Here is a 10,302-nt window from a genome sequence, read left to right on the forward strand (position 1 = left end):
TTAGCTGCGTAATTAGCAGCTTTAAAAGCGGATTAAGAAAGCTGTGTACCAACTTCAAACCAGCTTGCACGTGAGTTCAAGATATCCTGAACTGACATGGCTTTTTTACCTGGAACTTGCAGCTGTTCAAGAACAAGTACGCCTTGTCCTGTCGCTACATAGATACCAGTTTTATCCGCTTGCAGAATGGTACCTGCAGGCTTATCAGAAGTTTGCTCTGCCACACGGCTTTGCCATACTTTAATGCTGTTCTCAGCGGCTTCAAAGTGGCTCATTGGCCATGGGTTGAAGGCACGAACGCAGCGCTCAATATGAGCTGCTTCATCACTCCAGTTGATACGCGCTTCTTCTTTACTTAGCTTCTTCGCGTAGTTAGCAAGCTCATCGTCTTGCTTCTCTGCAACCGCTTTGCCAGAAGCGATGTCCGCTAGACATTCAACAAGCGCGTCAGGGCCAAGGCCCGCTAACTTCTCGTACATTGATGCGCTGGTATCTGTCGCTTCGATAGGCAGCGTCGCGATACTTAGCATGTCGCCAGTATCTAGGCCGATATCCATCTGCATGATCGTCACGCCTGTCTCTTTATCACCTGCCCAAATAGAGCGTTGAATCGGAGCAGCACCACGCCAGCGCGGTAGGATAGAGCCATGTACGTTGATACAACCTAAGCGAGGTGTATCTAATACAACTTGCGGAAGCAATAAGCCGTAAGCGACAACAACCATGATGTCAGCGTTCAATTCAGCTAGCTCTTGCTTAGCCTCATCTGACTTGAAGTTTTCTGGTTGGTAAACCGGAATATTGTTTTCAAGTGCGATGTTTTTTACTGGGCTCGCAGTGAGTTTTTTACCGCGGCCTGCTGGGCGATCTGGCTGTGTGTAAACAGCAACAACTTCATGCTCCGAAGACAACAACGCCGCCAAGTGACGGGCGGCGAAATCCGGAGTACCTGCAAAGACAATTCTTAAAGACTGACTCAAGGTAGGCTTCCTTCTAATTTAGTAATAGCAGCGGTTATTAACCTTGTTTCTCGTTGAAACGTTTAATCTTCGCTAGCTTATCTTGGATACGTTTACGCTTTAGTGGCGATAGGTAATCAACAAACAACTTGCCTTCTAGGTGGTCAAGTTCGTGCTGAACACAGATAGCCAGAAGGTCGTCAGCGTCGAATGTGAATTCGTTGCCGTCACGGTCTAGTGCTTTAACCGTTACTTCTGCAGCGCGAGGTACTAGAGCTCGAGCGCCTGGTACAGATAGGCAGCCTTCTTCGATTCCATCTTCGCCGCGCTTCTCAGTAATTTCAGGGTTGATAAGCACCATTGGCTCATCACGTGTTTCTGAAATATCGATAACAACGATGCGTTGATGGAAATCTACTTGCGTTGCCGCAAGGCCGATACCTTCTTCGTCGTACATGGTTTCAATCATGTCATCAACGAACTTTTGAATCTCTGGGGTAACTTCTTTTACCGGTTTCGCCACGGTACGTAGACGATCATCTGGTAATGTTAATACTTGTAATACAGACATATACACTCGAAATATTGAACTGTGCCGAAACAGCTTAAACCTTGTTGGCTCAATTCTAGACATTTTAGAGGTCAAATGACAGCATCCTGAAGGTAATTCTCAAATCAGATGTCATATATTCAGACCAAGGAACCTAGGTCATGCGTCATTTTTCTCCCATTTTTTCTCTTGTTTGTGCCTCGCTTTCGTTCGCCGCTACGGCTGAAAATAGCGCTCAACCTTTAACCATTAAGCAGGGCGCACCTGAGGCGTATGTGGTGGTAAAGGGTGATACCTTATGGGATATATCTGCGATGTATCTCGATAGTCCATGGTTGTGGCCAAGGTTATGGCAGGTCAATCCAGAGATAGAAAACCCTCATCTCATTTATCCCGGAGATAAACTGTCTTTGGTTTGGATTAATGGCGAGCCTGTATTGAGCCTCAAGCCTGTTATCAAGCTTAGCCCTAAGATTCGTGTCTTTGAGAAGAAAGCAGTACCTACCGTCAACGAGGGACTGGTTCTACCTTATTTACAGTCTGATCGCTTGGTAGAGCAGCAAGATATCGAATCGGCACAACGAGTATTAGGAACCAGTGATGGTAAACGTTTCTTATCGGGTGCAGACCGGTTGTTTATCTCAGGTAACCAACAACATCAAAAGTGGGGTATCTACCGCGCAGTTGAAACCTACCAACGGCAGCAACCCCAAGCAAGTATGACCTCTTTGCGTTTGGTCGCCACGGCGCGCCTGAAAGAGGTGGATGCTGAGTTCAGTAGTTTACAGATAGAGACTCAACTGCAAGAGGTGTTACTTAATGACCTCGTGTTACCAGAGCTTGGCGTTGATCAGGTGAAGCTCTCAACCACATTTTATCCAGCGCCTAGTGCTGCGGGGCAATTTGCTAATATCTTGGGTTCGTTAGATGGCAGCCAATACAGTGCAAAGAATCAGGTCGTGGTTATTAACAAAGGCTCACAAGACAATCTTCGCCAAGGCTCTATGTTTACGCTTAGTGAAAGCGGCGCGGTGGTGTTTGGGAAGCAGGGTGAATATAGCTATAAAGAGTCAGCGGCGAGCGATAAGGTGCAATTGCCAAGTACGTCACTCGGTAGTTTGATGGTCATTCGTCCTTATGAGTATTTTAGCTTGGCCTTGATCACTCAGAGCTCTAAGCCTGTAAGTAATGACATTCTGGCAGTATCGCCTTTGGATCTTGCTTTGACAGAAGAGGTTAAGGGCACCGAGTGAATGAGCAACAACTGAGTGCTTGGCTAACTCTAAGTTTTGTTCCTCAATTGGGTGGCAAACGCCTTTCTCGCCTGCTGAGTATCGATTCCCCTTCGAACATTGTTGGCTACTCAAGCCAGCAGCTGCAAGTGATGGGTTTATCAGGCAAACAAATTTCTTATCTAAGAGAGCAAGCCCCAAGAGAAGTGGAGGCTTGCTTATCATGGCAAGCAAAACAGCCTAACCATCACATCATTACCCCTAATTGCCCACATTATCCCAAACTGCTTAATGAGATTGCCTCTGCGCCCAGTGTTCTTTTCGTTAAAGGTCACGTTGAAAAACTGATCGAGCCTCAAATCGCGATGGTCGGCAGCCGCAATGCCAGTATTGAAGGACTGCAGACCGCCAAGTCCTTCGCCAAAGAGTTTGTCCAAAACGGTTTAATTGTCACCAGTGGCTTAGCTTTAGGTATCGATGGCTATGCTCATGATGGTGCTCTAGATAAAAGAGGGGAAACTTTTGCAGTGTTGGGGTCTGGCTTGGACTCCATTTATCCTGCCCGCCACCGAAATCTAGCTGAGAGGATCTGTGAGAACGGAGCGCTGATTTCAGAGTTTCGACCGAGTGCTAAACCAAGACCTGAACATTTCCCCCGTCGTAACCGTATTATAAGTGGCTTGTCGTTAGGAACCTTGGTGGTGGAAGCGGCTGAGAAGAGTGGCTCTTTAATTACCGCTCGCTATGCCATGGAGCAAGGTCGAGAAGTGTTTGCGCTGCCCGGTTCTATTCATAGCCCAACCAGTCGCGGAGGTAACAGTCTCATCAAAGCTGGAGCATGTTTAGTGCAAAATGCTCAAGATGTTCTGATTGAAATAAAGAGTCTGTTAAACTGGTCTATAGATCAGCAGCCGAGCTTATTCGAACCTACGCCGAATGAGGGTGAAAATGAACAATTGCCATTTCCACAGCTGTTAGCTAACGTAGGATTAGAGGCGACACCCGTTGATATTTTGGCACAGAGAACCCATATACCTGTGCATGAAGTCATGATGCAGCTTTTAGAGCTTGAGCTCTCAGGGCATGTTGTTGCAGTTTCCGGTGGCTATATTCGAAAGGGGAGAGGCTAAGCTATGATGATGGACATACTGATGTACTTGTTTGAAACCTACATCCATAGCGATTCTGAATTGCAGGTGGATCAAGACGAACTTGAAGATGAACTTCTTCGAGCGGGGTTTCACCAAGATGATATTTATAAGGCTCTCCATTGGTTAGAAGACCTTGCTGCACTGCAAGATACCGATAACCAAGCGGCGATTACTATGTGCTCTAATACCTCGATGCGTGTTTACACAAGTAAAGAGATTTCACGCATTAATATGGAGTGTCGAGGTTTCTTATTGTTCCTTGAACAGATCAACGTACTCACGACAGAGATTCGTGAAATGGTGATTGATCGTGTGATGGGGCTTGAGACGAGCGAATTTGAATTGGATGATCTGAAATGGATTATCTTAATGGTGCTATTTAATGTGCCGGGTAATGAAAGTGCTTACACGCAAATGGAAGAGCTGTTGTACACCAAAGAGCAAGGTATCTTGCATTAATACAGGCTTGTCATGAGTAGTAAGATTGATAATCAGCTTTTTTCGGCACATGAACATGCATTAGAGCATGAACCATGTCCACAGTGTGGTGGAGAGCTTCAGCTTCGTCATGGTAAGCATGGCCCATTTTTAGGCTGTAAGCAGTATCCTAGCTGTGATTACATCAAACCTCTGCATCAGAACGATGGCCACGTAGTGAAAGAGCTGGGTGTGCCGTGTCCTAAATGCCAAAACGAATTGGTATTAAGGCAAGGTCGCTTTGGGATGTTCATTGGTTGTAGCAGCTACCCAACGTGTAATCACATCGAATCTTTGGACCAACCAAAAGAACAACCTGAAGAGCAGCCACTTGTTGCTTGTCCTGAGTGTGGCAGAGGCCATTTGGTTGAGCGTAAATCTCGCTATGGCAAAACCTTTTATGCGTGCGATAACTATCCTAAGTGTAAGTTCGCCGTTAATCAGCCACCTGTTATAGGTCGTTGTGAAGAGTGCCAGTTCCCGTTGTTACTTGAGAAGAAAACGGCCAGTGGAACCAAGAAACAATGTGCTGATCGCAAGTGTCACCACATTCAATCTCAATAACCTGATGTTATAGACAAAAAAACGGCGCTCAATGAGCGCCGTTTCTATATCCAATAAACGTTCTATATTCATCAAGCAATGTAGATTTACTTCATCTGCTCAGCAAATTCATGCACAGCAGGGTAGGCTTGCTTATCGAGAATGTCTGCCAGTGAGCATAGCGCTCTTTGCAGCTCTGCGTTGTAGTCAGCGCTCACGTTAATGTGGCCCATCTTACGACCTACACGCTTCTCTTTACCATACCAATGAACATGACAACCACCTTGAGCAAGAATTGCTTCAGGTAGGGTATCTTCACCAAGGATGTTGATCATTGCGGTTGGACGAGTCAGCTTAGTGCTGCCTAATGGCATCCCACATACGGCACGTAGATGGTTCTCAAACTGACAAGTTTCAGCGCCTTGTTGTGTCCAGTGGCCAGAGTTATGAACGCGTGGTGCAATCTCATTCACCAGCAGTGAACCTTGAACATCAAAGAACTCTAGCGCGAGTACGCCAACGTAATCTAAGCGTTCAGCAATGGCAGTGAACATGGTTTTCGCTTGCTCTTGCAGTTCAATGTCATCAATCGCTGTCGATAAGCTCAACACGCCGTCGGTGTGAACATTTTCAGCCAGTGGGTACACTTGGATCTCGCCATTGGCGCCACGAGCACCGACAAGTGATACTTCGCGGTCAAACGGAACGAATTCTTCAGCCACAATAGCTTGGTTGTCGGTCGCGGTAATGCACTCAGCCATTTCTGCCCAAGTCGCATCAACATTATCTAATGTCTTTAAGCGCCATTGACCTTTGCCATCGTAGCCACCAAGTGTGCTCTTCAATACCATTGGTAAGCCAACGTGAGCGATCGCAGCGTCAAAGTCTTCGCGAGAGTTAATCACGTAGTACTTAGCATTTTTCACGCTTGCTTCGTCTAACAGGGCTTTTTCAAGGCGACGGTCACCGCCAGCTTTGATTGCTTCTGTTGTCGGTAAGAACTTACCGCTGCGCTCACACACCTCAAGTACATCATGAGGGATATGCTCGAATTCAGCAGTAATGACGTCCGCACGCTCAATCGCATTGTCTAAGCCGCTGCCTAGAATCGCTTGCGTTAATGGGTGAACAATATTTTTGCTGCCAACATCAAAAGCAGAAATTTCAATATTCAGCGGCGCCCCAGCTAGGGACATCATGCGAGCAAGTTGGCCCGCGCCTAACACAAGAACATGCATGGGAATTAGTCCTCTGCAGGGTTTGGATTAGCCAGAACCGTTTCTGTTTGCTCAGAGCGGAACGCTTCTACTTTTGCCATCACTTCTTCATTGTGAGTACCAATGATTTGGGCTGCTAGGATACCAGCATTGGCAGCGCCAGCTTCACCGATAGCCAAAGTACCTACCGCAATGCCTTTTGGCATCTGTACGATAGAAAGCAGAGAATCCATGCCCTTGAGTGCTTTAGACTGAACAGGAACACCTAAAACAGGTACGCTTGTGAAAGCTGCAGCCATGCCCGGAAGATGCGCTGCACCGCCAGCACCAGCAATGATCACTTTAATACCGCGCTCTTTCGCACTGGTTGCGTAATCTGCAAGCAACTGAGGTGTGCGGTGAGCAGAAACCACTTTTGTTTCGTACGCCACGCCAAACTGATCCAACATTTCTGCAGCTAGCTTCATTGTTGGCCAATCAGATTTAGAACCCATGATAATACCGACAGTCATCTCAAACTCCTTCAGGTACGATTTAATTAGTGATTAGATATTTTGCGCGCATTATACGGGTAAAATTGCTTAAGGAAAACGTTTGCGTCAGTCTAAGTTGTTAATTGATACATTTTATAAACAAATAGCTTTAGTCACAGTGAATGATAATTTGTACACTTAGCGAGTTCGATAACAGAATTAATGAGGCAACCCTTGGATAACTTTCAACATACTTTGCAGGCATTACAACAAGGTGAAGTCATTGCTTACCCGACTGAAGGCGTTTTTGGGGTCGGTTGTGATCCCGATAATCCACAAGCCATTAAGAAATTGCTCGATTTAAAACAGCGGCCGATGGAGAAAGGGTTGATCCTAATTGCAGCGAGTTACGAGCAGTTGCTGCCCTATATTGATGAAAGCCAGTTGACGGAAGCGCAGTTAGCGACCGTAAAAGCAACATGGCCGGGACCAGTGACTTGGATAATGCCAACCAGCAGTAAAGTAACTGAGTGGGTCAGTGGCCAATTTGAATCCATCGCGGTGCGAGTGACGGATCACCCTTTAGTTCAAAGAATGTGTAATGAATTCGGTAAGCCGTTAACCTCGACCAGTGCTAACCTGACTGGTGAACCGCCTTGTATGACGACTGAAGAAGTTCAACAGCAACTGGGTCAATATTTGGTGGCTATTCTCGAAGGTCAAACGGGTGGTCGTGAGAAGCCAAGCGAAATTAGAGATGCAAAAACGTCGAAAATATTAAGACAGGGTTAAACCCTGCAAAGGAAGAAAGATGTCAGCAATTGATAAAGAAGCAGTAAAACAGTTTTTACTGAGCCTACAAGATTCGATTTGCCAGCAGCTTGATCAAGCTGATGGCACTGCACTGTTTGAAGAGGATGCATGGGAGCGTGAACCTGGCGAGCGCCTTGGTGGCGGTGGTCGAACTCGTGTGATGACCAACGGTGCGGTATTTGAACAAGGTGGGGTTAACTTCTCTCACGTAGCGGGTAAGGCAATGCCTGCCTCAGCAACCGCTCATCGCCCTGAATTAGCTGGACGTAAGTTTGAAGCGATGGGGGTTTCATTAGTTATCCACCCTAAAAACCCATACATCCCAACCTCACACGCGAACGTACGATTCTTTATTGCCGAAAAGGAAGGGGAAGATCCTATCTGGTGGTTCGGTGGTGGTTTTGATTTAACGCCATTCTATCCTGTCGATGAAGATTGCCAATCTTGGCATCAAACTGCTAAAGACCTGTGTGCACCATTTGGTGATGACGTTTACCAAGAACATAAGGAGTGGTGTGATAAGTACTTCTATCTACCTCACCGTGATGAAACACGTGGTGTTGGTGGTCTGTTCTTTGATGACTTAAACGACTGGGGCTTTGACAAGAGCTTCGCTTATATGCAGGCGGTTGGTGAAGGTTTTGCAGCCGCATATTTACCCATTGTAGAACGACGCAAAGAGACACCTTATGGTGAACGTGAGCGTGACTTCCAGCTTTATCGTCGTGGTCGCTATGTTGAATTTAACTTAGTCTATGACCGTGGCACCCTATTTGGTCTACAAAGTGGAGGTCGCACAGAATCAATATTAATGTCGATGCCGCCATTGGCTCGTTGGGAATATCGCTACGAACCTCAAGCGGGTTCACCAGAAGCTCTGCTTTATAGCGACTACCTAAAGCCTCGAGTTTGGTAGTTCTTCCTTCCTTATAGGGATAGTGATAGGGTCATCTATATAGATGACCTTTTTTATTTCTGTTAGGTAAGGATATGACACAGCAAGTAGATCATTATGCCGTTTTCGGTAACCCTATTGGGCAAAGCAAATCGCCATTCATTCACACATTATTTGCTCGCCAAACCAGCCAACAACTTACCTATACAGCATTACAGCCAGAGCATGGTGAATTTATCACTGCTGCGAAAGCCTTTTTCAGCGAAGGTGGTAGAGGATGTAATGTCACAGCACCTTTTAAAGAAGATGCGTATCAGTTTGCCAATCGCCTTACTGAGAGGGCTGAACTAGCCGGTGCCGTAAACACACTTAAGAAGCTCGATGATGGAGAAATCATTGGTGATAACACCGATGGTGAGGGTTTAGTTCAAGACCTTCTTCAACATCAAGTTATGCTAGAAGGGGCTCGCGTTCTTCTTCTTGGCGCTGGTGGCGCCGCTCGAGGAGTGATTCAACCTCTTCTCGACCAAAAGCCACAACAGTTAGTAGTCGCTAATCGAACCAGTTCAAAGGCTCAACTTCTGGCTGAGATGTTTTCTTCACATGGCAACATCAAAGGAATGGGGTTAAGCGATGTTAATGAAGGGTTTGATGTCATCATTAACTCGACCTCGTCTGGTCTAAGTGGTCAGCTTCCTGAAGTTTCTGAGATTATCTTCAGTTCGAATAGTGCTGTTTATGACATGGTTTACGGATCTGGAACCACAGTATTTAATCAATGGGCATTAGATAACGGTGTTCACGCTGCTTATGATGGTTTGGGTATGTTGGTAGGGCAGGCTGCTGAGAGCTTTATGCTGTGGCGTGGTCTTCGCCCAGGGACAAAACAGATTTTAAGAGAATTACGCAAAAACCTAGAGATGTAACAAGGTATTTATAAAAAATGAATCAATCAATTCTATTTCCTGATATCCAAGATTGGGATGAAGAGAATCAATCAATCACCTTCCCAGCACAGCAGTCGGGCGCACTGATTGAGTGTGTTATTTCTATTGAAGAGTTGTCTCGATTGGCAAGCAAAGATATAGAAGAAGGCGATCAAGCTTTAGTTATCTTTTCAGAGTTACGTTTCGATATTGAAGAGCTAGCTGAAGCGTTAATAGAAGAAGAGGAGTATGACTCCTCTAATCGGATTCAGATCAAAGCGCTTTAGACTGGAAGCACAGAGTCTAGATAGTCGTTTTTATTCTGAACATAGTTGTCAGCTGACTTCTGTAAAAAGGCACGCTCTTTATCGTTTAATGGGCGTGCTTGTTTTACTGGGCTTCCTACATAGAGATAACCGCTTTCAAGTACCTTGTTCGGTGGCACTAAGCTACCAGCACCAATCATCACTTCTTCTTTAATAATCACGCCATCAAGCACGATAGCTCCCATACCAACAAGTACACGATCTTCAATCGTGCAGCCATGCAGCATTACTTTATGTCCGATAGTGACATCATTACCTATTAGTAGAGGATAACCTTCAGGGTTGTCAGCATTCTTATGGGTGACGTGCAAAATGCTGCCGTCTTGGATATTCGTTCTATCTCCAATATGAATGTGGTTCACATCTCCTCGAGCTGCAACCAAAGGCCACACGCTAGAGTCGTCACCGATTTTGATATCACCAACCAGTACCGAACTTGTATCTATATAGACACCTTGTCCAATCTGAGGGGATATTCCTTTATAACTGCGCATTGAACTCATAAATCCTCCTTTATATAGGCACCTTAAGCCTTTAATTAAGGGGAATACTAGTGAAAATGGAGTGTTTTGAACAAAAAACGCTCGAACAATCAAAAAAGTAAGAAAAACTTCAAAAAGGGCTTGCCAGTGTGATCGAAATCTCTATAATGCGACCTCTTTGAAACGGGAAGGCTTCGTAAGAAACCAAAACGAATCAGCAGGTCAAATTAGCCAAGCTAAGCGCTTGAAAAAAGTTTT

13 protein-coding genes are annotated in these 10,302 nt (G+C 45.7%); 8 read left to right on the top strand and 5 right to left on the bottom strand.

Annotated elements, in window-relative coordinates; genetic code table 11:
* Nucleotides 1-32: 32 nt before the first annotated feature.
* Together fmt and def are read right to left on the bottom strand one after the other, a co-directional pair.
* Entirely contained in the window at nucleotides 33-980 is a 948-nt protein-coding gene (gene fmt, locus AB4209_RS15830) for a methionyl-tRNA formyltransferase (RefSeq protein WP_017058773.1), read from the bottom strand.
* A gap of 37 nt (nucleotides 981-1,017) precedes the next feature.
* A complete protein-coding gene (def, locus tag AB4209_RS15835) occupies nucleotides 1,018-1,530 on the bottom strand; it encodes a peptide deformylase (protein ID WP_017058772.1) in 513 nt (170 codons plus the stop codon).
* Nucleotides 1,531-1,670: 140 nt separating this feature from the next.
* On the opposite strand from def, the gene AB4209_RS15840 reads away from it, so the two are divergent.
* Genes AB4209_RS15840 through AB4209_RS15855 form a run of 4 tightly spaced genes read left to right on the top strand, consistent with a single transcriptional unit; the run spans nucleotide 1,671 to nucleotide 4,933 of the window.
* Nucleotides 1,671-2,762, top strand: coding sequence for a LysM peptidoglycan-binding domain-containing protein (locus tag AB4209_RS15840; protein WP_372056438.1), 1,092 nt, complete (start codon nucleotides 1,671-1,673; stop codon nucleotides 2,760-2,762).
* Nucleotides 2,759-3,871: a DNA-processing protein DprA gene (gene dprA, locus AB4209_RS15845; RefSeq protein ID WP_017071760.1), complete on the top strand. Its 1,113-nt coding sequence runs from the start codon at nucleotides 2,759-2,761 to the stop codon at nucleotides 3,869-3,871. Before AB4209_RS15840 ends, dprA begins: the two co-directional genes overlap by 4 nt.
* Before the next feature lie 3 nt (nucleotides 3,872-3,874).
* Entirely contained in the window at nucleotides 3,875-4,351 is a 477-nt protein-coding gene (locus AB4209_RS15850) for a DUF494 family protein (protein ID WP_372056440.1), read from the top strand.
* Nucleotides 4,352-4,363: 12 nt separating this feature from the next.
* A complete protein-coding gene (locus AB4209_RS15855; protein ID WP_004735775.1) occupies nucleotides 4,364-4,933 on the top strand; it encodes a type I DNA topoisomerase in 570 nt (189 codons plus the stop codon).
* Nucleotides 4,934-5,019: 86 nt separating this feature from the next.
* Here the strand turns inward: AB4209_RS15855 and AB4209_RS15860 are convergent, their stop codons facing one another.
* Nucleotides 5,020-6,150: a 5-(carboxyamino)imidazole ribonucleotide synthase gene (locus AB4209_RS15860; protein WP_372056442.1), complete on the bottom strand. Its 1,131-nt coding sequence runs from the start codon at nucleotides 6,148-6,150 to the stop codon at nucleotides 5,020-5,022.
* Between the two features lie 5 nt (nucleotides 6,151-6,155).
* Nucleotides 6,156-6,641 (bottom strand): 5-(carboxyamino)imidazole ribonucleotide mutase, encoded by a 486-nt coding sequence (gene purE, locus AB4209_RS15865; RefSeq protein WP_004735777.1) that lies wholly within the window; start codon nucleotides 6,639-6,641, stop codon nucleotides 6,156-6,158.
* Between the two features lie 195 nt (nucleotides 6,642-6,836).
* On the opposite strand from purE, the gene AB4209_RS15870 reads away from it, so the two are divergent.
* From AB4209_RS15870 to AB4209_RS15885, 4 genes are all read left to right on the top strand, one after another.
* Nucleotides 6,837-7,394, top strand: coding sequence for an L-threonylcarbamoyladenylate synthase (locus AB4209_RS15870; protein ID WP_372056444.1), 558 nt, complete (start codon nucleotides 6,837-6,839; stop codon nucleotides 7,392-7,394).
* A gap of 19 nt (nucleotides 7,395-7,413) precedes the next feature.
* On the top strand, nucleotides 7,414-8,331 hold the full coding sequence (gene hemF / locus AB4209_RS15875; protein WP_372056446.1) for an oxygen-dependent coproporphyrinogen oxidase: 918 nt from the start codon (nucleotides 7,414-7,416) through the stop codon (nucleotides 8,329-8,331).
* A gap of 74 nt (nucleotides 8,332-8,405) precedes the next feature.
* Entirely contained in the window at nucleotides 8,406-9,236 is an 831-nt protein-coding gene (gene aroE, locus AB4209_RS15880; protein ID WP_372056448.1) for a shikimate dehydrogenase, read from the top strand.
* Nucleotides 9,237-9,253: 17 nt separating this feature from the next.
* On the top strand, nucleotides 9,254-9,523 hold the full coding sequence (locus tag AB4209_RS15885) for a DUF1488 domain-containing protein (protein ID WP_372056450.1): 270 nt from the start codon (nucleotides 9,254-9,256) through the stop codon (nucleotides 9,521-9,523).
* Here AB4209_RS15885 and AB4209_RS15890 read toward each other — a convergent pair.
* Nucleotides 9,520-10,065 carry a gamma carbonic anhydrase family protein gene (locus tag AB4209_RS15890; RefSeq protein ID WP_065205719.1) on the bottom strand — a complete coding sequence of 182 codons (546 nt, stop codon included), beginning with the start codon at nucleotides 10,063-10,065 and terminating at the stop codon, nucleotides 9,520-9,522. The genes AB4209_RS15885 and AB4209_RS15890 overlap by 4 nt on opposite strands.
* Nucleotides 10,066-10,302: the final 237 nt, after the last annotated feature.

Origin of the sequence: Vibrio sp. 10N.286.48.C11 (assembly GCF_041469805.1) — a bacterium.
In the GTDB taxonomy this organism is placed as follows: Bacteria; Pseudomonadota; Gammaproteobacteria; order Enterobacterales; family Vibrionaceae; genus Vibrio; species Vibrio crassostreae_C.

Bases quoted from the DNA above. Each gene is read 5' to 3' on its own strand.
- def (WP_017058772.1), bottom strand. From the start codon at position 1,530: ATGTCTGTATTACAAGTATTAACATTACCAGATGATCGTCTACGTACC.
- AB4209_RS15840 (WP_372056438.1), top strand. From the start codon at position 1,671: ATGCGTCATTTTTCTCCCATTTTTTCTCTTGTTTGTGCCTCGCTTTCG.
- AB4209_RS15850 (WP_372056440.1), top strand. From the start codon at position 3,875: ATGATGATGGACATACTGATGTACTTGTTTGAAACCTACATCCATAGC.
- AB4209_RS15855 (WP_004735775.1), top strand. From the start codon at position 4,364: ATGAGTAGTAAGATTGATAATCAGCTTTTTTCGGCACATGAACATGCA.
- AB4209_RS15860 (WP_372056442.1), bottom strand. From the start codon at position 6,150: ATGCATGTTCTTGTGTTAGGCGCGGGCCAACTTGCTCGCATGATGTCC.
- purE (WP_004735777.1), bottom strand. From the start codon at position 6,641: ATGACTGTCGGTATTATCATGGGTTCTAAATCTGATTGGCCAACAATG.
- hemF (WP_372056446.1), top strand. From the start codon at position 7,414: ATGTCAGCAATTGATAAAGAAGCAGTAAAACAGTTTTTACTGAGCCTA.
- aroE (WP_372056448.1), top strand. From the start codon at position 8,406: ATGACACAGCAAGTAGATCATTATGCCGTTTTCGGTAACCCTATTGGG.
- AB4209_RS15885 (WP_372056450.1), top strand. From the start codon at position 9,254: ATGAATCAATCAATTCTATTTCCTGATATCCAAGATTGGGATGAAGAG.
- AB4209_RS15890 (WP_065205719.1), bottom strand. From the start codon at position 10,065: ATGAGTTCAATGCGCAGTTATAAAGGAATATCCCCTCAGATTGGACAA.